Origin of the sequence: uncultured Campylobacter sp., from assembly GCF_938017615.1 — a bacterium.
Lineage (GTDB): Bacteria > Campylobacterota > Campylobacteria > Campylobacterales > Campylobacteraceae > Campylobacter_B.
Map to the genome: position 1 here is coordinate 1 of NZ_CALIJA010000136.1, position 24,361 is coordinate 24,361.

Annotated in this window: 22 protein-coding genes and 4 tRNA genes; 10 read left to right on the forward strand and 16 right to left on the reverse strand. The window is 49.7% G+C overall.

Features of this window, described 5'->3' with window-relative positions; translation table 11 throughout:
• Positions 1-315: 315 nt before the first annotated feature.
• From Q0620_RS06975 to Q0620_RS06985, 3 genes are all read right to left on the reverse strand, one after another.
• Positions 316-966 (reverse strand): thiol:disulfide interchange protein DsbA/DsbL, encoded by a 651-nt coding sequence (locus Q0620_RS06975; RefSeq protein WP_298784036.1) that lies wholly within the window; start codon positions 964-966, stop codon positions 316-318.
• A gap of 252 nt (positions 967-1,218) precedes the next feature.
• Positions 1,219-2,073 carry an aldo/keto reductase gene (locus Q0620_RS06980; RefSeq protein ID WP_298784038.1) on the reverse strand — a complete coding sequence of 285 codons (855 nt, stop codon included), beginning with the start codon at positions 2,071-2,073 and terminating at the stop codon, positions 1,219-1,221.
• A 128-nt stretch (positions 2,074-2,201) separates the two neighbouring features.
• The gene (locus Q0620_RS06985) at positions 2,202-3,974 is read right to left on the reverse strand and encodes an aryl-sulfate sulfotransferase (protein WP_298784040.1); all 1,773 of its coding nucleotides are present in this window, start codon (positions 3,972-3,974) and stop codon (positions 2,202-2,204) included.
• Between the two features lie 188 nt (positions 3,975-4,162).
• Here Q0620_RS06985 and Q0620_RS06990 point away from each other — a divergent pair, with 188 nt between their 5' ends.
• Positions 4,163-4,372: a 4-oxalocrotonate tautomerase family protein gene (locus Q0620_RS06990; RefSeq protein ID WP_005872687.1), complete on the forward strand. Its 210-nt coding sequence runs from the start codon at positions 4,163-4,165 to the stop codon at positions 4,370-4,372.
• A gap of 8 nt (positions 4,373-4,380) precedes the next feature.
• Here Q0620_RS06990 and Q0620_RS06995 read toward each other — a convergent pair whose 3' ends face one another.
• The 7 genes from Q0620_RS06995 to thiD form a co-directional block, all read right to left on the reverse strand.
• The gene (locus Q0620_RS06995; RefSeq protein ID WP_298784042.1) at positions 4,381-4,980 is read right to left on the reverse strand and encodes an NAD(P)H-binding protein; all 600 of its coding nucleotides are present in this window, start codon (positions 4,978-4,980) and stop codon (positions 4,381-4,383) included.
• A 130-nt stretch (positions 4,981-5,110) separates the two neighbouring features.
• Complete coding sequence (locus tag Q0620_RS07000; protein WP_298784044.1) at positions 5,111-5,869, reverse strand: SDR family NAD(P)-dependent oxidoreductase; 759 nt, start codon at positions 5,867-5,869, stop codon at positions 5,111-5,113.
• Positions 5,870-5,979: 110 nt separating this feature from the next.
• The gene (locus tag Q0620_RS07005) at positions 5,980-6,414 is read right to left on the reverse strand and encodes a flavin reductase (RefSeq protein ID WP_298784046.1); all 435 of its coding nucleotides are present in this window, start codon (positions 6,412-6,414) and stop codon (positions 5,980-5,982) included.
• Positions 6,415-6,732: 318 nt separating this feature from the next.
• Positions 6,733-7,197 carry a hypothetical protein gene (locus Q0620_RS07010; protein WP_298784049.1) on the reverse strand — a complete coding sequence of 155 codons (465 nt, stop codon included), beginning with the start codon at positions 7,195-7,197 and terminating at the stop codon, positions 6,733-6,735.
• A 21-nt stretch (positions 7,198-7,218) separates the two neighbouring features.
• The gene (locus tag Q0620_RS07015) at positions 7,219-8,802 is read right to left on the reverse strand and encodes a tannase/feruloyl esterase family alpha/beta hydrolase (protein ID WP_298784051.1); all 1,584 of its coding nucleotides are present in this window, start codon (positions 8,800-8,802) and stop codon (positions 7,219-7,221) included.
• A gap of 400 nt (positions 8,803-9,202) precedes the next feature.
• Complete coding sequence (locus tag Q0620_RS07020) at positions 9,203-10,354, reverse strand: MFS transporter (RefSeq protein ID WP_298784053.1); 1,152 nt, start codon at positions 10,352-10,354, stop codon at positions 9,203-9,205.
• Between the two features lie 571 nt (positions 10,355-10,925).
• A complete protein-coding gene (gene thiD, locus Q0620_RS07025) occupies positions 10,926-12,041 on the reverse strand; it encodes a bifunctional hydroxymethylpyrimidine kinase/phosphomethylpyrimidine kinase (protein WP_298784055.1) in 1,116 nt (371 codons plus the stop codon).
• 174 nt (positions 12,042-12,215) lie between these two features.
• Here thiD and Q0620_RS07030 point away from each other — a divergent pair, with 174 nt between their 5' ends.
• From Q0620_RS07030 to Q0620_RS07070, 9 genes are all read left to right on the forward strand, one after another.
• A complete protein-coding gene (locus Q0620_RS07030; protein ID WP_298784056.1) occupies positions 12,216-13,343 on the forward strand; it encodes an efflux RND transporter periplasmic adaptor subunit in 1,128 nt (375 codons plus the stop codon).
• Positions 13,343-16,501, forward strand: a complete 3,159-nt coding sequence (locus Q0620_RS07035; protein ID WP_298784057.1) for a multidrug efflux RND transporter permease subunit — start codon at positions 13,343-13,345, stop codon at positions 16,499-16,501. The genes Q0620_RS07030 and Q0620_RS07035 overlap by 1 nt, the downstream gene beginning before the upstream one ends.
• On the forward strand, positions 16,488-17,945 hold the full coding sequence (locus tag Q0620_RS07040; RefSeq protein WP_298784058.1) for a TolC family protein: 1,458 nt from the start codon (positions 16,488-16,490) through the stop codon (positions 17,943-17,945). Before Q0620_RS07035 ends, Q0620_RS07040 begins: the two co-directional genes overlap by 14 nt.
• 401 nt (positions 17,946-18,346) lie before the next feature.
• Positions 18,347-18,434 (forward strand) — tRNA-Ser (locus tag Q0620_RS07045).
• 227 nt (positions 18,435-18,661) lie between these two features.
• Positions 18,662-19,615: a Dyp-type peroxidase gene (locus Q0620_RS07050; RefSeq protein WP_298784060.1), complete on the forward strand. Its 954-nt coding sequence runs from the start codon at positions 18,662-18,664 to the stop codon at positions 19,613-19,615.
• A gap of 31 nt (positions 19,616-19,646) precedes the next feature.
• Positions 19,647-20,261 (forward strand): hypothetical protein, encoded by a 615-nt coding sequence (locus Q0620_RS07055; protein ID WP_298784062.1) that lies wholly within the window; start codon positions 19,647-19,649, stop codon positions 20,259-20,261.
• 79 nt (positions 20,262-20,340) lie between these two features.
• Positions 20,341-20,586 carry a hypothetical protein gene (locus Q0620_RS07060; protein ID WP_298784065.1) on the forward strand — a complete coding sequence of 82 codons (246 nt, stop codon included), beginning with the start codon at positions 20,341-20,343 and terminating at the stop codon, positions 20,584-20,586.
• A gap of 68 nt (positions 20,587-20,654) precedes the next feature.
• Positions 20,655-20,945: a hypothetical protein gene (locus Q0620_RS07065; protein WP_298784067.1), complete on the forward strand. Its 291-nt coding sequence runs from the start codon at positions 20,655-20,657 to the stop codon at positions 20,943-20,945.
• Between the two features lie 208 nt (positions 20,946-21,153).
• On the forward strand, positions 21,154-21,870 hold the full coding sequence (locus Q0620_RS07070; RefSeq protein ID WP_298784068.1) for a hypothetical protein: 717 nt from the start codon (positions 21,154-21,156) through the stop codon (positions 21,868-21,870).
• Positions 21,871-22,205: 335 nt separating this feature from the next.
• Here the strand turns inward: Q0620_RS07070 and Q0620_RS07075 are convergent, their stop codons facing one another.
• The 6 genes from Q0620_RS07075 to Q0620_RS07100 all read right to left on the reverse strand — a co-directional run bounded on the left by Q0620_RS07075 (position 22,206) and on the right by Q0620_RS07100 (position 24,279).
• A complete protein-coding gene (locus Q0620_RS07075; RefSeq protein WP_298784070.1) occupies positions 22,206-22,961 on the reverse strand; it encodes a PQQ-binding-like beta-propeller repeat protein in 756 nt (251 codons plus the stop codon).
• 49 nt (positions 22,962-23,010) lie between these two features.
• Positions 23,011-23,307 (reverse strand): hypothetical protein, encoded by a 297-nt coding sequence (locus Q0620_RS07080; protein ID WP_298784072.1) that lies wholly within the window; start codon positions 23,305-23,307, stop codon positions 23,011-23,013.
• 473 nt (positions 23,308-23,780) lie between these two features.
• Positions 23,781-23,868 (reverse strand) — tRNA-Ser (locus Q0620_RS07085).
• 58 nt (positions 23,869-23,926) lie between these two features.
• The gene (locus Q0620_RS07090; RefSeq protein ID WP_177387338.1) at positions 23,927-24,082 is read right to left on the reverse strand and encodes a hypothetical protein; all 156 of its coding nucleotides are present in this window, start codon (positions 24,080-24,082) and stop codon (positions 23,927-23,929) included.
• Positions 24,083-24,102: 20 nt separating this feature from the next.
• Positions 24,103-24,176, reverse strand: a tRNA-Cys gene (locus tag Q0620_RS07095).
• A gap of 16 nt (positions 24,177-24,192) precedes the next feature.
• Positions 24,193-24,279 (reverse strand) — tRNA-Leu (locus Q0620_RS07100).
• Positions 24,280-24,361 lie beyond the last annotated feature (82 nt).

The window sequence follows — 24,361 nt, forward strand, 5'->3', positions numbered from 1 at the left end:
CGGCTTGCCTCGCGAGCGTCTTTAACGGAGCTAGTAAAAATTTAGCTCGGCGGACTACCTTGTCCAGCCCACGCTAAATTTTTACGTCGCAACCCTTAAATCCATCTCGCGATACTTCGCCTTGAAATTTTGAGTTCAGAATTTGAAGTCAAATTTGTAAATTTTGGCTCAAATTTTACCCGCCGAAACCCGCGCTTTGAAAACATAAATTTAGTCGTTATCATGTCGCAGGGCTTAGCGATAAAATTTACTGGAAGCCCCGCGGCCAAATTTAACGCTACGCATAAAACAAAATTTGCTTTGGCGCGGCAAAACCTATTTCGCCAGCAGCTCCTTTACCGCGGCGGCCATTTCATCGACGGAGCCGAACGAAGCCGTGTTTAAGAGATACTTGCCGCCCACGACAAATGCCGGCACGCCTGAAATCACCGCGACTTCGTAGCCCGCGTCCCACTGCGCAAGCAGAGCCTGTGCCTTTTTGCTGGCAAGCGCCGCTTCGTATTCGCTCATGCTCACGCCGGCGGTATCTAGCGCGGTTTTGATGAACCTTTGCTTATCGCTACCGCCGCCAAAATCATCCTTTTTGTCGTGGATCGCTTTGTAAATCGCGAATTTCGCTTTTTTAAATTTCGACTCGTCGCTTAGCAGGCTCACGTCGTCCTTTTCATCAAGCACGATGAGGGCTGCGAATATACCACTTGCGGTCTGTCCGAACACGCCCTTGGTCTTTAGGTGCCACGGCAAAAACTCCGTCCCCTCAAGCTTTTTCATCAACTGCGGTGTGACCGTCCTGTCGAACGTATAGCAGTGCGGGCACTCGTAGTTAAAAATTTTAACGACGCTGTTTTTCGGCACGTTTAGCGGCTTTTGTAGCACTTGATAATTAACGCCCTCCTCCAGCGCGTTTGCACCCGAGCCAAGCAGACAAACGGCGGCTAAAGCTTTAAAAATTTTAGCGATTTTCATAAAATTCCTTTGCGGTAAATTTTAAAGATTGTATAAAATAAAGGGTAAATTTGAGATTAAAGCGAATAAAGCAGGGCTTCCCACAGAAAATATATAAAATAGCAGGCTACGCCATCACGCCGCTTGAGCGAGCAGGCTAATTTATCGCCACAAGCTCTATCTCTGATCTCGCTCAAGCTCAAATTTAATAGCAAGGATTGCACGCTCGCGGCTTAATTTTAAAGCATGCAATCCGCTTTAATTTAATAAATTTTACTTATCAAAGGCATGGATTATCCACTTTACGCGCTCAGGATCTGCGTGATCGAAAAATAGCGTCTTGCCTGTATCCAGCGCAGCGATAGCAGCCATATCATCGGGCGTAAGCGCAAAATCAAAAATGTCGAAATTTTGCTTCATTCGCTCTATTTTTACACTCTTTGGAATGACGATGATGTCGCGCTGAATTAACCAGCGCAAAATAACCTGAGCTGAGCTTTTGCTGTATTTTTCACCGATACCGCTTAGCACGGCGTTTTTAAATATATCGTTTTTACCCTCGGCGAAGCTAGCCCACGACTCAAATGTTATGCCGTAGCCCTCAAGTACGCATTTTAACGCTTCACGCTGATAAAACGGATGGCACTCAAGCTGATTTACCGCAGGGATCACGCCGCTGTTTTCGCACAGATCGACGATCCGATCGGCGTAGAAGTTGCTAACGCCGATACTGCGGATACGACCCTCATCGCGCAAACGTTTCATCGCTCGCCACGAGCCGTAAATATCGCCATATGGCTGATGAATGAGATAAAGGTCGAGGTAGTCAAGTCCTAGCTTTTTCATCGACGCATCAAAGGCCTTTAGCGCGCGCTCCTCACCTGCGTCGCTGATCCAAAGCTTAGTAGTGATAAACAGCTCCTCGCGCTTTAACCCACCTGTGAGAGCCGTCTTAATTGCTGCACCCACGCTTTCTTCATTAAAATACGCCTTTGCCGTATCGATGCTGCGGTAGCCGACCGAGATCGCATCCTCAACGCATCTTTGCGTCTCTTTCGGATCTACCTGAAATACGCCAAATCCCAAAATCGGCATCTTGTTGCCGTCGTTTAAGCTTACAAATTCCATTTTTGCTCCTTTGCTAAAAAATTCATCTTATATAAAAATTTAAAATTTCGCGCTTAATTTGCAAAATTCTATCCACACCAAAGCAGTAGGTGAAATTTAAAAGCTAAATTCCAACCTATCGCGAAATTTTAATAATCAAAGATATTCGGATCGATCACCATCGCGCGGTAGGCCACGTCGTCTCTCGAGGCAGACTCCACGTCCATCTCAAATTTAATGTCGTTTGTTTTCGGATCGATCTCGACGAGCACCATTTTTATCGTCTTATCGGGCTTTAACAGATAGACGTTTGAGCTTGAGATGAAATACGTGCTTTTATCCTTTTGCCACTCCACGACGCTCGTAACCGCGCTGTAAAAGTCAAATCCGCGCTCCTTGCCAAACTCCCACGTCTGCTCGACCGTGCCCTTTTTCTCATCGATCTTATACTCGACCGCGCGCGAGTATTTTTGCTCTTTTAGCGCAGGCTGCTCCATGCCGCGGCCGTCGCCGTTGTCAAATACGCTGATGTGCTTAACTGAGCCCTTGTTGTCGTAGCGCGGAGTGAGCCACGCGGTGTGCTGCGTCCACGACCAGTCGAAGTCGCCCTCGCATTTTGAGTTTTCGCATTTGATTTTGTTGCCGTTTTTATCGACCGGAACGAGCACTTTTTCTTTAAAGTCCGCGCTCCAGCCCTCAGGGCTTGCGAGGATCCATTTTACTTTTTTGTCGCGGCCGATCTTGACTATGCCTTGGTGGCGAAGCGAGAGGATGATGCCGTCGTCGCTAGGATCGTATGAGATCGAGTTTACGTGCGCCCAGTTGCGTCCCGTGCCGGTCGAGGTCACGTCGCCGAATGGCAGATCGTCGCTGATTTTGATCTCTTTGGCGTCCATGTCGATATTTAGGCACACGGCGCGAGCGTCAAGAGCCTTGATGAGGTTGCTGCGGTAGACGTTTTTTCCGAAAATTTCATTCAGATCCCACTCGTCCACGACCTTGCCGCTGCCATCCACTTCGATGATATGATCTCTGATCGTGTGCGAGATCCTGCCGTCTGCGTGGTGGTAGTTGTATTTACCGACGCGAAGCAGCAGATGATCGCCTTTTAGCGGCATCACCTCGTGGCTAAGGTCGATGTAGCCGCGCGGCAGCTCGCGATTATACACCTCCTTGCCCATCATATCGTAGCGCATATATCGCTGCGCCATACCCCAGCTCAGATCGCCGTTTGGCAGCTGGTGAAAGCCCATCATCATGCCGCCGTCCATCACTCTGCGCTCGCTGCGGTCGTAAAATTTTTGGTAGTCCAGATACCATCTGACCTCGCCCTGAGTATCGACGACGAAATTTTCGGTGAAATCATTCCAGCTAGCCGCACCGCCGTTTTTCCAATCAAGCGGCTTATAAACGCTAGTGATAGTGTTGTTGATGAGATAGAGCCTATTTTTAAACGCAGGATCGACTTTTTTAACCTTCATCTTTTGCATATGGCTAAATCTATAATCACGGCTATACGTCACGATCGGCTGAGCGTAAATTTTATACTTCTCAACCTTCTTTTCGCCGTTAAAAACGTAGCTTACTTCGACCTCGTTTAGATAGTCGGGATACAGCCCCCAGATCGGCACGCCGTCGTGCGTCAGCAGCGCATGTTCGGAGACGTTATAGGCGATATCGATGCCGCCGTTCGGTTTGCCCAGCACCCGCACGTGGATATCCTTGATGTCCTTGCCGGCGCGATCAATAACGGCCGTTAGGGGCGCTACGTCGTAGGGGTTGATAAACACCGAGCCAAGCTCGCCTTGGGTTTTTACCTGATGCGCCAAAACGCCCGCACTCGCAGCCTGCGGCACCACTATAAACGCGCCGCTTGCCAAGGCCGCAGCCAAAACGATAGAACCGAAAAAATTCTTACGCATATTCGCTCCTTTTGGGTAAATTTATCAAATTTTACTACTACCGAATCACATAATAATCATACTAGCTTTAAATCAAATTTAAAGTTAAATTCTAATATATCTACTTAAATTTTAGAACGCAAACGAGACGGGTAACAGGCTAAAATTTGATATAATTAGCCCTGCTTTATCAAATTTAAGGAGAGAAAATGCCATTCGTAAATATAAAAGTAGCCGCTCCGGAGCCTACAAAAGAGCAAAAAAAGCAAATCATCGCCGAGATTACGAATACGCTAGCACGCGTATTAGGCAAAGACCCAGCCGCAATACTCGTGATGATCGAAACGCTCGGTATGGACAGCATCGGTAAAAGCGGTCTAAGTCTTGAGGAGATCAAACAAAATAAAGAGAAAAAATGAGTGAATTTTTATAGGATTTGAAGCCAAAAATCACGCTCGCAGCGCACACTACTTGCGCCGCTAAGCGGTCTAAATTTGCCGAACACGCAGGCGGGCAGCAGTTTAAAAACCGCCGCCGCGAGCCGCTCTAGCAGACGAGTATCCGATCTCTCGCCCAAGATTGTCAGCGGACGGACGATCTGAAGGCTGTCAAAGCCAAGCTTGCTCACGCGCCGCTCGATCTGCCCTTTGGCGCGCAGATAAAAGCTTGGCGAACCTTCGCTCCAACCCGGAGCTGATACGAGCACAAAGCGCCGCACGCCCGCTGCTTTGCCCCACTTCGCCGCTACATAGACGTAGTCCACATCCACACGCAAAAACGCCTCGCGCGAACCCGCCTGCTTCATCGTCGTGCCCAACGCGCAAAAAATTTCGTCAAATTTATGTGGCGCGATATCCGAGATGCCCTCAAAATCAATGATCCGCACGCGAAGCTTAGGGTGGCAAAAGCCTATCTCGCGGCGCACCCACGCCTCTACCTCATCGTAACCGGGACTCTCGCAAAGCTCGCGCACCAGCTCCCTGCCTACGACGCCCGTAGCGCCCAGCACCAAGGCGGATTTTCCCATTTTCGCTCCTTGAATTTCTTTAAATTTTATCGCGCTTTGAGGTTAAATTTAGCTCAGGCGCTGCGATACGCGAAATTTTATACAGCGTATTGTACGGCACGGCTCGTCGCGTGACGCGTAATGCATAAATTTAGCGTTTGCCTGCGTAGTCAAATCGCGCAGCTTGCAGGCTAAACTCGAAACTGTTTCGATCCACCGCGCCCACGCACGCGTCGCTATCATAAAGCGCGAGCAGAAATTCCGCCATCTCCTCGCTACAATGGTACCGCGCAAAAGCTGAGTCGTAGTCGTAGCCCGAGTCGTCCGTCGCCACGGGGCCAAATTCCGTCTTAGTCGCGGCGGGAGCTAGAACTTTAGCCTGCATTTTGGCCTCTTTATCCTGCGCCAGCTCGTGACTCAAACCCTCGGTGAAAGCGCTTACGAAAAATTTTGTAGCGCAATACGGCACGACGCCGGGCGCCAGAAAATAGCCGCCCACGGAGGAGATGTTTATAAGCTGAGTTTGTTTGCGTTTGTAATCTCGCGTAAATAAGCTCGAAAGTATCGCGAGCGCGGTTACGTTTAGGTCTATCATTCTTACCGTTTTTTGCAAATCCTGCTCTCCCACTAAGCCAAAATCCCCAAAGCCAGCGCTATTAATTAGCGCCTTTAGCTCGTAGCTTTTTAGCTCGTCCCAAAGCGCTAGGACATTCTCGCTGCGCGCAAGGTCGCAAATTTTAATGACTACGTCCGATTTGGGCGCGATCTGCGCGATCTCGTCCTTTAAGCTTTGCAGAAGCTCCGCTCTGCGCGCGATTAGGATCAAATTTTCTCCGCGCCTCGCAAATGCCTTTGCCGCGGCCGCTCCGATACCCGAACTTGCGCCGGTGATGACGATATATTTTTTCATTTTCTATCCTTTTTTAGATTCTTTAGTTTGAAATTTTACCGAAGCTCGCCGCGTATTCACATGCGCACTCATCTTAAATTTACAAATTAGCCCGCGTTTTGCGGGGCGTTTTATTCGTCGCTTATGGGCGTGCGCTTGGTATCTACCGCTTTGCCGTCCAGATAATACCGACCGCCGGCGACGTAGTGAAGCGTTTTTAGCTCGTCAGGGATCTTTTCAAACAGCCAGTGCCCGCCGTCAAATATCCGCTCGTCCGCATACGCCGCGACGACCTCGCCGATGAAAAGATCATAACTCTGCTCGTTGTGAGGCTCGGGGATACGCTTGCAAACTAGCCACGCCGCGCAGCCCGCGATCAGCGGTACGCGGGAGTCATCTTTATAAAAAATTTCCACGTTTTTCATCTTGTCCGCGTTATCAAAGCGCGAGTTATTTTCGGCGCCCAGCTCGCTAACCAGCTCCGCCTGCGCGGCCGTGGGGATCTGCACGGCGAAATACCCGCTCTTTTCGATGAGCGTCCGCGTGTACGAGCCGTTATGCGGCACGATGGTAACCTTGTCATAATCAAGCGCCTACGCCCACGTTATCGCCATCGCATTGACGTCATCGCCGTATTTGGCCGATACGAGCGTGGTCGCGCCCGGATTTGGGATATGATTTTTGTAGATCTACTTTTATGACCTCAATTTTTGCTCCTTTGATTAAATTTTTATAGACGGCAGATACCGCAAATAACCGAATCGGCTCGGTATTAATTTGCTCTAAATTTACGTCTTAGCCTGTTAAGCCGGCCTAAGTCCTGGCGCGCTTGGATTAAATTCTTTCACGGCGCGCGAAATTTAGCGGGCTTAAAATTTCACCCGCTATTTTCTGTGGATCTTATAGCCCTTGCCGCTTTTTAGCAGCGAAATTTTGCCGTCCTTCGAGACATAACCGCTTCCCTTCGCGCGCAATATCACGCTCTCAGGCAGGCTCGACCAAAAAATTTCTACCCTGCTTTTATCCGCGGAAAATATCCCGTAGATCGCAAGCGCGGCGTTATCCGGATCAGCTAACCTCACGTCCGCGACGTCAAAGACCTGCACACAACCATTCTTGATCTTTGAAAAGCTCTGGCCCGCGGCGACTAAGCAGCCGTGCTCATCCGTGCCTCCGCCTACCATCGGCCCCTGCACGGCGGGCACCTTGCAGACGCCCTCGCTCGTGCCGCAGTCCGCAGCCACGCTTTCGCCCCTATTATCCGCCTCCCTGCCCAGCTTTGCATCGTGCGCCGCGCAGCCGCACAAAAGCACCGCCGTAAAGGCCGCGATTAAAATTTTGCCTCTCATATTTACTCCTTTAAATAAATTTTATCTGCACTCAAAGCTGCTCGCGTTATTTTCGTCGCCGCCTACGTAGGTAGCCACTTTTGGATACGCGCAAATCGGGATCTGCTTGCCCGCGCGGCTCGTGCTTTTGCCTAGCAGGCTAGATGGAGCCGCTCCCTGCTCGCGCCACGCCTCAAGCGCGCTTAGCGGATCGACGTCATCGATGCCGTTACCGCCGCCGCAGTGGTTCATCCCAGGCAAGGCAAAAAATCGCGCAAACTCGTCCGCATTCGCGTTCGTTTCCACTAGCTTTTTAAACCAATCGCGCTGATCCATCGCCGAAAATACGGGATCGGAGACGCCTGTTACGATGATGAGTTTGCCGCCATTAGCGCGGAAGCTATCGAGTTTGGTCGAAATCGCATCGTTTATCGCCGCGGTCTCGAACGTTCGCTCTACGTCCTTATCGAAATCAAATTTCATCAGATCAAACTCCGGTTGCGGCGGCGTCAAGAAATAATAATTCATCGAGCCCTTTGAGAGCACGATATTTCTAGCATTTGGCTCTGTCGTTTGCGAGTCGCCAAGCTTCCACATGCGCCAGCCGGGCTGATTTATCCCGGCATCGTAAAACCAGCCGCTGTAAATTTGCTCGCCCTTGCTGTTTTTTGCGCCGTTAAATATCGCCTTTATAGCAGAAATTTTTTCTTTAGCTAGATCAAGTCCGCTGGGATCGAACTCGCAACGCTCCCAAGCGCCGATGATTCCGTCTTTTAGCCCGTCTAGCGCATCGCATTTATCCAAAACCGCCTTGCTTAACTTATCCAAATCCTCCTGCGTAAGGGCGTTTGCAAAAATTTTATCCCCCGCGGCGTTTTTAGGCGCGATCTTCATAAGCTGCTGGTTATCCCACTGCTCCGCGATCGCCGCGCGCGAAAGCCTAAAGCCTGGATTTGCCGCGATTACGCCGTCAAATTCCAGCGGATACCTCTGCGCCGCCATCAGAGCCGAGCGCCCGCCGTTTGAGCAGCCCATAAAGTAGCTGTGCGCTGGCGCTTTTTTATACGCCGCAAAAATCAGCTGCTTTGAGACACTCGCGACCTTGCCGATAGCCTGATATGCATAATCTAACCGCGCCTGCTGCTCAAGTCCAAACTCGGGCGTAGGCGTAGGATGTCCCGAATCGGTCGCAACTACCGCATAGCCCCTCATAAGCGCGGGCGTTGCGGTGCTAGTGCGGATAGATACGGCGCCAAGAGCAGGCGCTACAAAGCCGTCCAGACCGCCTCCGCCCTGAAATAGCAGCTTGCCGTTCCAGTCGCCTGGCAAGCGCAGCTCAAATTTTATGCCGTAATGCTTGCCGTCCGAGCCCGTGCGGGAGGCTATCTCGCCGTGAATTATGCAGTGCGGCGCGGCTTTTAGCGTCTTTTTGGCTCCGCCGGTTAGCGCAGACATCCTATCGGCGCCGATTTCGCCGCTTTGATTCCAGATCGCTTCGCTAATCTTTGTATCGTAAATTTTCGTGCCTTTTAGCGCCGCGCAAGCCCGCTCGTCAAAATCGCTCGCAAACGCGCCATGTAAGCCCAAAGCAGCCGTAAAGGTTGCAACTAAAATTTTATATTTCATTGTCGCTCCTTTTGAAATTTTATTAATCGCAATTTTAACATAAAAATTTATCGTGAATTTCAAGCGTATTTGAGAAATTATGGAATTCCTAGCGGAGCCATGCGGGATTTCAAATTTTAATTAAAGGGACGAAGCACTTGGGCGATCCGCAGAATCTGGCTCGTCGGTTAAGCGGTTTCGTGGATCGCGACGGAATACTTCGATCGCCCAAAACCAAACCATGTGCCCGAAAAATCCCGAAACGAACTCATACCACGGAAGCTGAAAAAGCGGCAGCGTGATGCAATGCCCCGCGATATTTATGACGATGCCAATGCGGCGCCCTGAAATAGCGTAATTTTAGGTAATTTCTCGACAGCGAAGTGTGCCTAATTTTAAATTTTGCTATTGTTGCGGAGCATTAAATTTCACGCGTGCCCTTAAAGTTTGCACGGTAAAAAATCAGCAGCGCGGCGGCTAACGCGGCAAAGCCGCAAAATAGCCCTTGGTAGCTTAAATATTCAAGCGCCTTGCCACCTACGGCAGTACCGATGCCGCCTCCGAAAAATATCGCCGTGCCTATGATCCCGGAGGATAGACCTTTGGCGGAGCCGCAACGAAGCGCTGCGCTTGCTAGGACCGACTGCGCGCAAACATAGCCAAATCCCAGCAAAAACGTCCCTACATATGCGGTGGCAGCGAAGCAACTCGCCAAAAGGCACAGCGCCGAAGCGGACGCCAAAAAGCCGAGGGATAGAATTTCTTTTGGCGGCAACTTCTCTTTTAAATATCTAGCAGCGTTTCCCGCCAAAAAGCAAGCGACGCCGTAAAGCATAAGGCAGGCTCCGGCAAAATTTGAGCTCAAGCCCAACTTTTTAAGTAAATAAGCGCCTATGAATGAGTACGCCCCGAGCACAATTACGCCATTACATAAAGCCAAAAAATAGCTTCTCAAAAGCGAAACATCGCCGCGCAAGCTGGCTAGGGATTTTACGAAGCTTTCGCCTCCGCTTTTCGGAGCGTCTTTGAAATTTAGCGTAAATAGTGATACGAAAGATACCGCAGACAGCGCAGAAAAGGCTAAAAATATCTCCCTCCAAGAAAATCTAGCCACTGCCCATCCGCCTAAAGCCGCACTCAGCCCCTGCCCTAAAAATACCGAACCCAGAAATATCGCTACGATTTTTTGTCTATCCTTCTCGTCATATGCATCGCCTATAACGCCGAGGCAGACAGCGATTATACCCGCTGCCACGCATCCCGTGCAAAAGCGAAATAAAACAAGCCACGCTAGACTTTTTGCAGTGGAGCAAAGAAGCGTGAATATCGCCAAAAAGAGCATTAGCAGAATTAAAATTTTACCTCTACCGTAGCGATCGCTAAGATGTCCGTATACCGGCTGAAGTAAGCCATAAGGGATCAGATATGCCGTCAAAACTGCGGAGGCGGCGCTTACCTGCACCCCAAACGTATCTGCGATGCTAGGTAGCAGTAGCGATGCGATCCAGTTATCTGCGGCAGAGATTGTCCCCGAGGCGATGATTAAGGGTAGTAGTCCTTTTTTGTAGCGCATTTTAAATTCCTAAATTTACGTAATTTTAGCCATTATAACTCTTTTGCTAGAAAATTTGGAATTTTAGTAAGCTCAGCGAATATGAGACGACAGGCATGGATCGCTAAGTTCGCAGCTAGAGGGCACAATGCGGCAGGTATAGCGCAACATCGGCATACAATGCGATGCATCTACCTTGAGCAACGCGAGTAGTGAATGAATGACTAGTTTATATTTATAATCCACTTTTTTCGCGCATAAAGACCTATAAGAAATAACGCAAATTTAACAATGCCACGAAGCAGAGCTATAGCATAAGGCAAATAAGGAAAGCTCTAACTTGCAACGCGAACCCTACAATAAAATTCAAAAATTCTTTAAAATTCTACGCGGATTATGATGCCTAAAAATCAACTAAAATTTTAAGTACGCACATCCCCGTAGTGCACGTTTTTTAGCCGCGCAATCTCATCATTTATAACAAGCCGCAATGAACCATTTGTATATAATCTTGTGCCGCTAGGTTAAATTTAATTAGCAGCGGAGCTTTGAAATTTTACGAATGCGGGGATTTCAATGAGCGCTTTAAATTTTAGTCTCGAGAGATGATTTTGATTTCATCCGCGCAAGATCCGCCAAAGTCCGCGCCAAAGGGATCTTGGACCGTGAAATAATGATCTATCGCGCCGCATCCGTGTCCGATCTGCTCACCCCAGCCCAGCGCCCTGCGCACGAAGCCCTTGGCATGGGCAACGGCTGCGGGCAGACTAAGCCCCGCCGCCAGTGCGCACGCGATCGCGCTTGAGAGCGTGCAGCCCGTGCCGTGGGTGTTACGCGTAGAAATTTTAGGCGCGGAAAACTCATGAAATTTGCCGTTTTCGTACAAAATATCGACCGCAAAATTTCTCAAATCCGCATTCTCTCCGCTCGGCTCAAAGCCCGCAACTAGAGACGCTGCGGATAAATTTTGCCCAAAAGAAGGCTCCGCACTCGCCGTTAAATTTCTGCCCCCGCTGGTAAAATTTTCCTCCGCGAAATCCGCGCTCTTCGTCGAACCCGCAGAATTTTCGCGTGCGCCATCTTCGCCCGTCTCACGCCCAAAAGCTTTAAAATTTCGCGCTGTATTCATTTTAGCTGCGCCCGCTTCCGCCGCAATGCAAGTCGCGCTCGCAGCCGTCAGATCGCCGCCTTTAATCAAAATCGCGCCGCCGAAAAACTGCGAAATTTTAACCGCTGCGGCGCGCATATCGGCTAGGCTTAAAATTTTCATTTCCGCTAAGACCTCGGCCTCGCGCACGTTAGGCGTGATGATCTCCGCGGCGGGAGCGAGCTCGTATTTTAGCGCATGCAGCGCGCTTTGTTTCATCAAAACTCCGCCGCTAGTAGCGACCATCACGGGATCTAAGACGACGTTTTTCGCGCCGTGCCTGCTCAGGCTCTTTGCGATAGCCTCGGCAACCCCCTCATTGGAGATCATTCCGATTTTAACGGCGTCCGGAAAGATGTCGCTAAAAATCGCATCGAGCTGCGCCTCTACAAAATGCGGCGGAACGTCCAGCACGCCGAATACGCCGCGCGAATTTTGCGCCGTAAGCGCCGTAATAGCGCTCATAGCAAACATCTTGTGCGCGCTAATCGTCTTGATATCGGCTTGGATGCCGGCACCGCCGCCGCTATCAGAACCCGCGATAGTAAGAATTCTTTTCATAAAAAGCCTTTAAAATTTTAGCGCGATTATATCGAAATTCCGCTATAATTCTGCTCGGTAGATTATTTTACGGGCTAAATTTAAGTTTTCTTTATGTAGTTTTTATTATAATCTACGTTCGTTTCGTAATAACTATTACAAATACAAAATTTTAATCCAATTAGAGGAAATTACATGAAAAAAGTCGCCAGTTTGATTTTCGCAGCGTTTTTAGTTTCGGGCTGCTCCTATTTTGAAAAAAAGGAAGATAAAGGCGCGAAGCAAGGCGGCGAGACGCCTGCGCTGCCGGTAGGCGTATTTACCGCCAAATCCGCCGACGTGCCGATAATTTTAAAATTTAACGGACAGACCGTGAGCGAGCTTGAGATAATGCTAAAGCCGCAGGTTTCGGGTACCATCGAAAAGCAGCTTTTCGAGCCTGGTCGTAGCGTTAAAAAGGGCGACGTGCTCTACGAGATCGACCGCTCGCGCTACCAAGCGGCGTTTGACAGCGCAAACGCTAATCTTCAAAATGCCTCGGCGGACTACAAAAGAGCCAAGGCGCTAAAAGCTAGCAACACGATCTCTCAAAAGGATTTTGATACCGCAAAAGCCGCGTTTATGGTAGCCGAAGCAAATTTTAAAAGTGCAAAGATCGATCTTGACCACTCGCTCGTGACCGCGCCTTTTGACGGCATGGCGGGCGATACGCAAAAGGACGTGGGCGCGTACGTAAACGTGGGCGAGGATCTGGTGCGCCTTAGCAAATTTGATCCGATCGACGTGGAATTCGGCATCGCGGACGTCGATAGACTGGAGCTTGATGCAAATTTAAGAAACGGGCAGTGGAAGCAGCTGGGCCGTCAGGTAAGCATAAATCTCGGCGGCAAGGACTACAATGGCACGCTAAGCTTTATCGATAGCGTCATCAATACAAACACCGCATCAGTCAGCGCCAAGGCTCAAATTCCAAATCCAAGCTTAGAAATTCGCCCGGGGGTTTTTACTAAAGTAAGCGTCGATGGCTTTTATCAGAAAAACGGCTTTAAAATTCCGCAAGTTGCGCTCAAGCAAGATCTTAGCAACACCATAGTCTATGTCGTGCAAGACGGAAAGGTCGCTAAAAAAGTGGTCAAAATCGCAGCTCAAGATACCCGCACTGCGACGATCTCAAGCGGACTGCAAGACGGCGATCAGATCATTTTGGATAATTTTAAAAAGATCAACGTAGGCTCCAAGGTCACTCCCGTACCCGCAAGCACCGATCCTTACGTAGCGGGGCAACCTGAAGCATCTCAGAGCAATGCGGAAAGCGGGAAATAATGTTTTCTAAATTTTTCATCAACCGCCCCGTTTTTGCCTGCGTCGTTTCGATAATCATCGTAATCGCGGGCGTTTTGGCTCTTAAAAATTCCTCCGTCGAGGAGTATCCGCAACTCACGCCGCCGCAAATCGTCGTTAGCGCTACATATAGCGGCGCGGACGCGCAAACGATCGCCGACGTCGTCGCAGCCCCTCTTGAAAATGCGATCAATGGCGTTGAAAATATGATCTATATGGAAAGCTCAGCAAGCTCCTCCGGCGACATTCGTATCAACGTATATTTTCAAATCGGCACAAATCCAGCAGATGCGAAAGTTAATGTAAACAACCGCGTCACGCCAGCTCTTACGCTACTTCCCGACGAAGTGCGCCGCTATGGCGTAACCGTTACCGAGCGTAGCAGTACGATGCTCGAAGTGCTTGCGTTTTACGATCCTAGCGAGCAGATGGATGTCGTAGAGATGCAAAACTACGTAGCTATCAACGTCGTAGATGAGCTAAAGCGCGTGCCGGGCGTGGGCGAAGCTCAAGCGCTGGGTACGAAAGACTATGCTATGAGGATTTGGGTTAAGCCTGAGCTACTTAAGAAATTTAACGTTACAACTGCCGAGATAATCGCCGCAATAAGCGAGCAAAACAGCCAATACGCCGCGGGTAAGATGGGCGAGCAGCCGATGAACTTAGGCAATCCCTACGTATATGCGATCAAGCCTGAGGGTCGTTTAAAAACCGTCGAAGAGTTTGAAAATATCATCATACGCGCGCAAAAAGATGGGAATTTCTTGCGCGTAAAAGATGTCGCCGATGTCAAACTTGGCGGCGCAAGCTACAATATCTCGGCGAAATTTAACGGTAAAGAGATGGTGCCTGTGCTTATCTTTATGCAAAGTGGCGCCAACGCCCTAGCCGTAGTTGAAGCGGTAAATAAGCGCATAGACGAGCTTAAACCAAATTTCCCAGGCGAGCTGACCTACGACGTCGCCTACGATACGACTAGCTTCGTAAAAGTATCGATCGAAGAGGTCATTCATACTTTCATTGAAGCGTTAATCCTCGTCATCGTAGTTATGTATATGTTCTTAGGCAACCTTAGAGCGACGATCATTCCGACGCTTGCCGCGCCCGTATCGATCTGCGGCGCGTTTATCGGAATTTACGCCTTCGGATTTTCAATAAATTTAATCACTCTTTTCGCGCTTATTTTAGCTATCGGCATCGTCGTGGACGACGCCATTATTGTGATCGAAAACGTAGAGAGAATTTTGCACGAGGAGCCGGATCTTAGCGTCAAAGAGGCTACCACAAAAGCGATGGGCGAGATCGTAGCGCCCGTCATCTCCATCGTGCTCGTGCTTTCGGCGGTTTTCGTGCCGGTTGCGTTTATGGAGGGCTTTACGGGGGTTATGCAGAGGCAATTTGCTTTAACGCTCGTGGCTTCGGTATGTTTTTCAGGCTTCGTAGCCCTTACACTAACGCCCGCACTTTGCGCTCTAATATTGCAAAAAAAGGAATCTGAGCCGTTTTTCTTCGTAAGATGGTTTAATAATCTTTTTAGCATCTCAACTAAAATTTACGCCGCAGGCGTCGGCATGGTTTTGCGCCATGTGCTAATCAGCCTCGTTTTTGTAGGCATCATCATCTATGCGATGGTGAAACTTCTTGTGCTCACTCCTAGCGGTCTGGTGCCTAACGAGGACAAAGGCTCGATTATGGCGATGACTACGCTTCCCTCGGCATCTACTCTACCTAGGACGGAAGCCGATCAGGATTTCATCGCAAGTATCGCTAAAAAGTATCCAAACGTAAAAGATATAACCCAAATCACGGGATACGATATGCTAGCCGGAGCGCTTAGAGAAAATGCGGGAGCTTTTTTTATGAAGCTAAAAGACTGGAAAGATCGCCCGGGTGATGAAAATTCCAACTTCGCCTTAGCCGCCGCGCTAAACGGGCAGCTCTACGGCGCGGATCGCAACTCGATGACCTACGTCGTCACGCCGCCGCCTATTATGGGGCTTTCGCTTACGGGCGGATTTGAGCTCTACGCGCAAAGCACGACGGGCAAGAGCTACGATGAAATTCGCGCCGATATGGATCGCGTAACCGCCAAAGCTAACCAACATCCCGCTTTAAAACTCGTGCGAACGACGCTGGATACCGATTTCCCGCAGTATAAGCTCTATCTCGATAAAGAGAAGATAAAGATGCTAGGCGTCAGCATAGCCGACATTTTCACCGTGCTAAATTCCACCATCGGGCAGTATTACATCAACGACTTTAACCTTATGGGGCGCACGTTCAAGGTCTATATCCGCGCTACGCAAAACTATAGAGACGATCCTAACGATCTAAAATCGCTCTACGTCCGCAGCGCTAGTGGCGATCTGATACCGTTAAATTCTTTAGTGAGACTTGAGCGCTCGCTGGGTCCTGATTCCGTTAATAGATTTAACGCCTTCCCAGCAGCGCAGATTATGGGCGAGCCAAATACGGGTTATACCTCGGGTCAGGCGATTGCAGCGATCCAAGAGGTTATAAAAGAGGAGCTTCCTAGCGGATATTCTATCGGCTGGGCGGGCTCCGCGTATCAAGAGGTCAGCGAGACCGGCAAAGGCTCGCAGGCGTTTGTATTTGGAATGATCTTCGTGTTTTTGATCCTGGCGGCTCAATACGAAAGGTGGCTCATGCCGCTTGCCGTACTTACCGCCGTGCCGTTTTCGGTATTCGGCGCGCTCGTGTTTACATATTTCCGCGGGCTGAATAACGACATATATTTTCAGATCGGACTTTTGCTTCTAATCGGTCTGGCGGCGAAAAACGCGATTTTGATCGTAGAATTTGCGATGAACGAGCACCTAAACAACCACCGCTCGATCGCAGAAGCTGCCGTAGAGGCCGCCAAGATGAGGTTCCGCCCTATCGTGATGACGAGCCTTGCGTTCGGCCTCGGCGTGCTTCCGATGGTTATCGCTACCGGCGCAGGCGCTGCTAGCCGCCATGCGCTAGGAACCGGCGTCGTAGGCGGAATGCTCGCGGCATCTACAATCGCGATCTTTTTCGTGCCGCTGTTTTTCTACCTGCTCGAAAGCTTCAACGCTTGGCTTGATAGACGCGGCAAAAAAGTCCAAACTAACGAGGTGAACGATGAAAATAAATAATACTCTTTTAAGCGCCTTGACGCTTGGAATTTTACTCTGCGGTTGCAACTTCAAGCCCGTTACGCCGCAAAAACAGATCGGCTTTAAGGCGGATTACGCGAGCACGAACGTTAGCACGCAGTGGTGGAAAAGCTTTAACGATCCGCAGCTAGACGCCCTGATCCAAAGCGCGCTGGAGCAAAATTCCGACCTGCAAACCGCGCTGAATAACGTCGAGTACGCGCGGGTAAATTTAGGGCTAAACAAGCTTGAGTACCTGCCGAATGTAAATTTAAGCGGCAGCGCGGTGCGCCAAAATAATTTCGGCAACCAGCCCGACCGCAACTCCCACGGCGTGTGTCAGATCGGCGCCGTGCTAAGCTACGAGATCGATTTTTGGGGGCGCGTGCGCAACAGCGTAGATTCGGCGCGATCGAAATTTAATGCGACGAAATACGACTACGAAACCGCCAAAAACACGATTACTAGCACGGTTGCGACGACCTATTTTACGCTACTAGCGTTAAAGCAGCAGGAGAAAATTTTAAAAGATAGTCTAAAAAGCTATCAGGATACGCAAAACTACCGCAAAAAGCAGCTCGATGCGGGCGCGGTTAGCGAGATCGTATTTTATCAAGCCAAAGCTGCGGTCCAAAGCGCCGAGGCGAGCCTCATAAGCGTGCAAAATCAGCTCTCCGCAGCTCAAACTTCGCTAAATATCCTAACGGGCAAGAGCTACGATGAAATTTTACGCGGCGCTCCGCAGACCGCCGCGAAAATGCCTAGCGCTCCGCAAATTCCAAGCGGAATCCCAAGCGACGTGATCCTGCACCGCCCCGACGTCGCAAGCTCGCTCGAAAATCTGCGTGCAAGCAACTTCTTAGTGGGCATCGCCAAGGCAGGCTACTTCCCTACTTTCTCGCTTACGGGCTCGGCGGGATACGCAAGCGGCGAGTTTGACAGGCTGTTTACCGCAAACGCGAGTACGTGGAGTATCGGCGGCTCGCTCGTAGGGCCGTTGCTTGACTTCGACCGCCAGAAAAGGCGCGTAGAGCTTGCAAATTTAGAGCAAAACGCGAGCTTCATCGCATACGACAAGGCGCTTAAAACCGCTTTCGGCGACGTTCGCGACGCGCTGATAGGAGTGCAAAACGCCAAACTAAGACAGGCAAGCCTCGCCGATCTCGTCGCTTCGCAAAGCAAAATTTATTCAAACGCCTCAAGCAGGTATCAGGCGGGCTACAGCGACCATCTGGAGTTTTTGGATTCACAGCGAAACCTGCTTAGCGCGCAGCTAAATAAAGTGCAGGCAGATCTTGACGTGCTAAGCGCGACGGTAAACGCCTACAAGGCGCTCGGCGGCGGCTTTAGCATCGAGGATAGCGAAATAAAGGCGCTTCTAGGCGCGGAGAAGGACGTGCAGCCCGATATGTCCGCCTTCCCGAAAGATAGAATTTTTAATTAGCTTTAAATTTACGGGCAGCGCGAAATTTTAAAATATCCGTAAATTTAAAGCGCAGCTCGGCTTTTACGGCGCAAGCGGATGTATGAAAGAAAAATCTGCTTGCGCTTTTAAAATTTAGCCCTGCGGCGGGCGGCAAGTCCAAATTTAAAAGATAATCTAAATTTTAAAATAGCCGCAGCAAGGTAAAATCGTCGCTCGGCTAGGAAGCGTAAGGCAGCCGGGCTTAGTGGAGCGGCAGAATTCCAAGCGCCGCGGTAAAATTTTTAAGCAGCACGGCGAAATTCCAAGCAGCGCGATAAAATTCCAAGCGTCGCGTTTTAAATTTATAAGGCGAGCGGTTACGCGCCGAAAAGGAATTTGGCAAAATTTTAGATTTTCGCTATAATCGCGACTTTTAATTTAGATGGGTGTCCGAGCGGTTGAAGGAGCACGCCTGGAACGCGTGTAAAGTGCAAGCTTTCGAGGGTTCGAATCCCTTCCCATCTGCCACTACTTCGAAATTTCATCCCCGCAAAACTCTAAAATTTCGCTTCCCATTCGGCGTAAATTTTATAAATTTAAAGCCCAAATTCCACCCTCGCCGTAAATTTAACGATCAAAGACAAAATTTCCTCCGCCGAAATCAAACCCAAAGCCGCCTAAATTTTATCTCTGCGCCCGCTATTTACCGATATTGCGCTAAAATTACTTTTAAATTTTACTTTGAAGGAGAGAAAATGAGTAAAGAAAAAAGTTGCGCCTGTGCGCACGCAAAATCCCAAAACGTAACCGACGCGCCCGGCAACAACACCGTATTTATGATCTGGCGCTTTAACGCAGACAAAACCGCCTGCAAAAAGGCTTTCGAGGGCCTTTGCGCTCTGGTGATAAATTTAAACAAAACCGCCGTTACGAGATTCGGCGCGGCTAGCGAAACAAGCTGCGTGCTGGGCGTGGGCTTTGAAGCATGGAAAATGCTAGACCTGCCGAAGCCTTTGCCGAAGGAGCTAAAAAATTTCGAAGAGATTAGGGGCAATAAACACGCTGCGCCCGCTACTGGAGGCGATATCCATATCCACATCAGAGCGGCGAATCAAGCCGTTTGCTACGATATGGCAAGCGAGATCAGAGCCGCGCTAAAGGACGTCGCGACGTGCGAGGAGGAGATCTGCGGCTTTAAATACTACGACGGGCGCGCTATCATCGGCTTTGTGGACGGCACCGAAAACCCGCAAGGCGCAGATCGCGACTTTTTTGCCAAGGTAGGCGACGAGGATGCCGCATACAAGGGCGGCAGCTATCTTTTCGTACAAAAATATATCCACGATATGAGCGCGTGGAACGCCGCGGGCGTAGCTGAGCAGGAGCGCGTCATCGGGCGTAGCAAACAAAACGACATCGAGATGAGCGAGGAGATAAAGCCCAGCAACTCGCACTCCGCTGCCGCTAATGTCGGCGACGATAAAAAGGTCGTGCGCGGCAATATGCCGTTTATGCAGGGCGGCGAGACGGGAACCTACTTCATCGCCTACGCAAGCACCTTTAGCACGCTGGAGTTGATGCTTGAGAGCATGTTTATCGGCCGCCCGCGAGGCAACTACGACCGCCTGCTTGACTTCAGCACTGCAAAGACGGGCGCGCTCTTTTTCGCTCCGACCTTCGATATGCTCGAGGCTTATGATGCGGGCTAAATTTAAATCACTTTAAATTTAAAGGCGCGCGATGTTTTGCGATCTAAGCCCGTATCAAAGCAGGCGCTGCAAAGAGATCATAGAGGGCAAAGTCGAAAATAATGAAAACGTCAGGGGTCTGATAGAGTTCATAGACGCTAAATTTAAAACTCGAGCGATCAGCGCGTTTTACGGCGCGGGCAGGGACTCGGCGTGGCTTAAGATCGTGCTTCGCTTCGATAAAGATGCCGCAAAAATCACCGATAAAAAGTGCATCGAGCGCTACCTCGCCCGCACGCCGCTTTTCGAGAAACTAAACGGACTTAAGAGCTTTTATATCTCGGTCGAGTCCTTCGAGTCGCAGATCCGCACCGATCTGATCCAAGGCGCCGTAGAGGAGCTGCTGCGAAACCGAAGCGAGCTTTTAACGCCGCTTAAAATTTGGTATATCGCAGCGGTGTCCGACGCGCCCGTAGTTTTTTATTTCACGAGGCAGGACGCGGCGCGCCGCGAAGGGGGCGGAAAGATAGAACGGCTGATAAGAAATTTTATAGAGAAAGCGCAGGACGCCAAATATCTGAGCCACATGGAATTTAAGCTGTTTTTTGACAGCAAGGAGTCCGTGGATCTTGAGTACGGCGGAAATTTGTTCTATTATTTCAAATGAAATTTAGCTAAGGAGCGAAAATGGATGCGAAGCTTTACAGAAGGTAACGCAGCTCTCGCGAGGGCTTGAGGAGGGCGGCGTGCAGAGCCTAAAAGCAGCACTAGAGGGCGACGGCGACGAGGTTAGCAAGACGCGAGCTCGCGTGATCTTAGGCGAATACTACGTGATGAAAGGGGATTTCGCGCAAGCTAGGGAGTATCTAGGGCCCGTGGCGCAAGACACCGAGCGACTGCGAGATCAATACGACGACCTGCTGGACGATGAAATTTGCAGAGCCGATATGCTTTTGGATATGATTGAGCGCTTCGGGTTTTTGGCGGAGTAAAACGGCTCGCGATATATGGCGGCACAATAAGCGTCGCGGCGGCGATAAAATTTTAAGATCGGAGCGAAATGTCAGACTACTCATTTGAAACTATAGAGAAAATGCTGCTAAAATGTGTAGCCGAGGGCGGCGAGCCCGAGCTTAGTTTCCGTCTGCGCGGCGCAGAGTATATGATCATCGCCTACGCCGATCGCTGCTCGTTTCAAAGATGTGCGAACGAAGCTGGCGCAAATGCGAGCGGCGAGCGGTATTTCGCCACGCTGCGGGAGCTCTACGCCGCGCCGCAGATAGACGGACTCTCGTTAAAAGAGCTCTGGAGCGAGGCAGATGAGTTTTGCTGCTTTGATTTTGAACTATAAGACTTCGAAATTTTATGCGACGGTGCAGTAAGCGTGCGCGGTACCGATACACGGCGTTGATAAATTTGAACGAAATAAAATTTTGAAAGGACGCAGACGGGCTCTGCCTGGGATTGCATCGCTAAGGCGTGCGACGAGGTCGGCAAATTTAGCGCCGCAAAACGCCCGAGCCGCTAGCGGTAAAATTTAAAATAAGAGCAAAAATTTAATGAAAAATTTTAACGATGAGCCGCAAGAATCGCAATCCGAACAAAATAACGCCGAGCGCCGAAATCCGCCGCAATTTGATAATAAACTCTTTGTCGTCAAAGACTACAACATAATAGTATTCTTTATTTATAACCTATTCTTCGCCCCCTTGGCGGTACCGGTGTTTCTATACATAGGGGATATTTTCCCATACTATACGCCGTTTGTTTTCGTAGCATTCGCCGTCATATCGTATCTAAACAGCGCCCATACGCGCCTTGTGCATTTGACGAACAGGAGTATCAACTACGTAAATAAAGGCAAAATCACGAAATCTATAAAATTTGATGAGATATCGCTCATAAAGCTCACTGCCACGCCGCTATTCGGACATATCGTGCCCGCTAGAAATTCCGTAGGTATTGTGTTTTCGTTCATCGTGATAGCCGTTGCGTTTGCCGGATTTTTACAAAGCCTTAGGGGATTTATAATTTTTATTATGAGCGCGGTGGGATTGATTTTGCCGTTTTTCGCCTCTAAGCTGATTTTTTCAAAGATCACGGAGGGGAAATTTAGCTTCCGCGTGATCGATACTTTGATCATCTATGACGGCAAGGGCGGATTTATCAGTTTTATGATGAGCGCGGCGGATTTTGAAAGGGTTTGCCGCTACATGCTGAAAGAGCGGCGGATCAGCCCGTCAAAATTTCAAAAGCAGTTTGTGATATTTCAATGAAACGGGCGTTGCGGTCAATATCATCGCCGAAGTTTGCCCGCGCACGCCGCAAAGTTCGATGGAATTTCGCGGCAGCTCGCACCACTTCGCGCCTTGAAATTTACCGCGACCGCTTTAAATTTTAAGGCGAGGGGTTTGAATTTCAGTTCGAAACGACGCGCCGAGCGAATAAATTTCATTTAGCGAGCGGGTCTGTGGCGATTTAAAATCGGACGCTTTTGGGTCATGACCGCGCCCCGCCGAACTAGGTAAATTCCATATCCAAAGCGTTCGGCGGCTCAAGGCTTGCGTTTAATTTAATCCACAATTACAAGCCGAATTTCAATCTGTCCAATTTAAATATCCGCGCAGACTGCGTGCATCGCGGCTCCATCGTTTGCCACGGCGTAGAGGCGCCCGCCGCTAGCGAGCATGATCTGATCCGAGCCGAATTGAAACTCGCCGAATTCCACCTCTTTTAAGATCGAGCCGTCGTCCGCGCTAATCAAAACGGGCTTATTACGGCGATCTGCGAGTAAAATTTTATCATCAAACCACGCAAAATGCTCGGTTCCGCTGGTGTCAAACTTAAAGATCACTTCGCCGCTTGCTGCGTCTACGGCGTATAGGTGCCCGCCCTTGCCCGCGGTGCCGAAATACAGCGTCTTGCATCCCTGCCGCTTACCTTGCGCATCAAAATGCACTGCTCCGCCGCGCAGGCAAACGGGCGTATATAGATACGCTCCTAACTTCAGCCGCCAAAGAATTTTACCTTTTGCGGCCGCTTTTTTGCGGGTTTGCTTGCCGCCGTTTGAAATTTTATCTTTTGCCTCGCTTGTTTCATCGCACGGATCGCTTTTGCTTTCTTTGCAAACAGCCGCCGCGCCGTCATTTTCGGAGGAATTTTTTAAATTTTCGCCCGCCAAGCCGCTAGAATTTAGCGTGCCGCCTAAAACAGCCGCCGCACCGTTTAAATTTGACCCACCTTGCGAAGCTCTGCACTCCATCATAAAGGGTGAACTCATCCGCACGGCAAAGCCGTCAAACTCGTAGGTTCGCGCATCGTTGTAGATCTGCTTCACGGGTGCAGGAGCGTCGCCAAGCTCGGCCATTTCGCCATCTTGTATTTTGATGAGTTTTGCGGGCGAATCGACGAAGCCCTCAGTATCTCGTATTTAGCACGAAGTGACCGTCCTGCGGGTAACAAAGCGCGGAGGCGGCGAAGAAAATTTCGCGCTGTTCGTAGGCGAGCACCGATCTTTTGTGCTCGCTAAAATCGCGTGAAAACGTATCTAGTAGCACGTAGCTGGGCGTTAGCTTTGCGGCGATATTTTGTTCGCTAGGAGCCGCGAAAGCAAAATGAACGAAGGCTATCCGCTCGCCCATCTCGTAAATGCCCGTCACGCCGTGTCCGCGAAACTCCACGCCCTGCATCGCAAGAGGATATGATTTTAGCATTTGCGGCTCCTTAAAATTTGAAGCGATTATAGCTTAAATTTGGGCGCGAATTTAAAATTTTGTATGCACGTTGAAATTTTACGGCGCGCGCCATGGAATTTTAAATTTCGCGGAGCTTCCAAAATTTTACGCCCGGTACAATGAATGCTACGTCTTAAAAACTCATAACTAAATTTCGTTGCTAGATTTTCCATTCACTTTTATACCAGACGAACGCTCAAAGCTTAATGCCATTATATTATTTCACCATTGTGCACTACTTTGATTCGGACTGATCAATTAGGCCACTATCGAAATTCTAGCTTTTTCGCTACGTATCTTTCTAGCATTCGTTTACGAATATGCTATTCTAGCTGCCTATTTACGCCCCATATCGTGAAGTAGAGTTTAAACGCAAAGAGCATTAAATGAAAATTAGTATAAATAAAATGTGAATTTTTTGAAGTTAAAAGGGAATTTCGGGTTAGATAAAATGGCCGGGAGATAGGGATTCGAACCCCAGGAGGCTTTCACCTCAACGGTTTTCAAGACCGCCGCTTTCGACCGCTCAGCCATCTCCCGATTAAGGGCGGGTAAACCCCGCCAAAAGTTCGCGCAGGTTGGGACCTGCGCATGGAATTTATTCGGTTTTTTCTCCGACCCACTCGGCGCCGTTGTGAACCTTTTCTTTGGTCCATTGAGCCGCGTTGTGCGAATCCTCTTTTACGCCGTGCCAAGTATTAGAGCACCCGCTAAAAACCATCAATGCCAAAAGAGCCGCTAGTATGTATCTCATAATAACTCCTTTTTAGGATCTGGAGGCGACACCCGGATTCGAACCGGGGATCAAAGCTTTGCAGGCTCATGCCTTACCACTTGGCTATGTCGCCACGCCGGCTTATTAGGTGGTGCCCGGAGCCGGACTTGAACCGGCACGGAAAAAATTCCGAGGGATTTTAAGTCCCTTGCGTCTACCGATTCCGCCATCCGGGCACGTTTAATACAAAAACAGAATGTAAAATGGAGCGGGAAACGAGAGTCGAACTCGCGACATCAACCATGGCAAGGTTGCGCT

Excerpts from the sequence above, each read along its gene's own strand:
- Q0620_RS06975 (WP_298784036.1), bottom strand. The coding sequence starts at position 966 with ATGAAAATCGCTAAAATTTTTAAAGCTTTAGCCGCCGTTTGTCTGCTT.
- Q0620_RS06980 (WP_298784038.1), bottom strand. The coding sequence starts at position 2,073 with ATGGAATTTGTAAGCTTAAACGACGGCAACAAGATGCCGATTTTGGGA.
- Q0620_RS06985 (WP_298784040.1), bottom strand. The coding sequence starts at position 3,974 with ATGCGTAAGAATTTTTTCGGTTCTATCGTTTTGGCTGCGGCCTTGGCA.
- Q0620_RS06990 (WP_005872687.1), top strand. The coding sequence starts at position 4,163 with ATGCCATTCGTAAATATAAAAGTAGCCGCTCCGGAGCCTACAAAAGAG.
- Q0620_RS06995 (WP_298784042.1), bottom strand. The coding sequence starts at position 4,980 with ATGGGAAAATCCGCCTTGGTGCTGGGCGCTACGGGCGTCGTAGGCAGG.
- Q0620_RS07000 (WP_298784044.1), bottom strand. The coding sequence starts at position 5,869 with ATGAAAAAATATATCGTCATCACCGGCGCAAGTTCGGGTATCGGAGCG.
- Q0620_RS07010 (WP_298784049.1), bottom strand. The coding sequence starts at position 7,197 with ATGAGAGGCAAAATTTTAATCGCGGCCTTTACGGCGGTGCTTTTGTGC.
- Q0620_RS07015 (WP_298784051.1), bottom strand. The coding sequence starts at position 8,802 with ATGAAATATAAAATTTTAGTTGCAACCTTTACGGCTGCTTTGGGCTTA.
- Q0620_RS07020 (WP_298784053.1), bottom strand. The coding sequence starts at position 10,354 with ATGCGCTACAAAAAAGGACTACTACCCTTAATCATCGCCTCGGGGACA.
- thiD (WP_298784055.1), bottom strand. The coding sequence starts at position 12,041 with ATGAAAAGAATTCTTACTATCGCGGGTTCTGATAGCGGCGGCGGTGCC.
- Q0620_RS07030 (WP_298784056.1), top strand. The coding sequence starts at position 12,216 with ATGAAAAAAGTCGCCAGTTTGATTTTCGCAGCGTTTTTAGTTTCGGGC.
- Q0620_RS07035 (WP_298784057.1), top strand. The coding sequence starts at position 13,343 with ATGTTTTCTAAATTTTTCATCAACCGCCCCGTTTTTGCCTGCGTCGTT.
- Q0620_RS07040 (WP_298784058.1), top strand. The coding sequence starts at position 16,488 with ATGAAAATAAATAATACTCTTTTAAGCGCCTTGACGCTTGGAATTTTA.
- Q0620_RS07050 (WP_298784060.1), top strand. The coding sequence starts at position 18,662 with ATGAGTAAAGAAAAAAGTTGCGCCTGTGCGCACGCAAAATCCCAAAAC.
- Q0620_RS07055 (WP_298784062.1), top strand. The coding sequence starts at position 19,647 with ATGTTTTGCGATCTAAGCCCGTATCAAAGCAGGCGCTGCAAAGAGATC.
- Q0620_RS07065 (WP_298784067.1), top strand. The coding sequence starts at position 20,655 with ATGTCAGACTACTCATTTGAAACTATAGAGAAAATGCTGCTAAAATGT.
- Q0620_RS07070 (WP_298784068.1), top strand. The coding sequence starts at position 21,154 with ATGAAAAATTTTAACGATGAGCCGCAAGAATCGCAATCCGAACAAAAT.
- Q0620_RS07075 (WP_298784070.1), bottom strand. The coding sequence starts at position 22,961 with ATGGCCGAGCTTGGCGACGCTCCTGCACCCGTGAAGCAGATCTACAAC.
- Q0620_RS07080 (WP_298784072.1), bottom strand. The coding sequence starts at position 23,307 with ATGCTAAAATCATATCCTCTTGCGATGCAGGGCGTGGAGTTTCGCGGA.
- Q0620_RS07090 (WP_177387338.1), bottom strand. The coding sequence starts at position 24,082 with ATGAGATACATACTAGCGGCTCTTTTGGCATTGATGGTTTTTAGCGGG.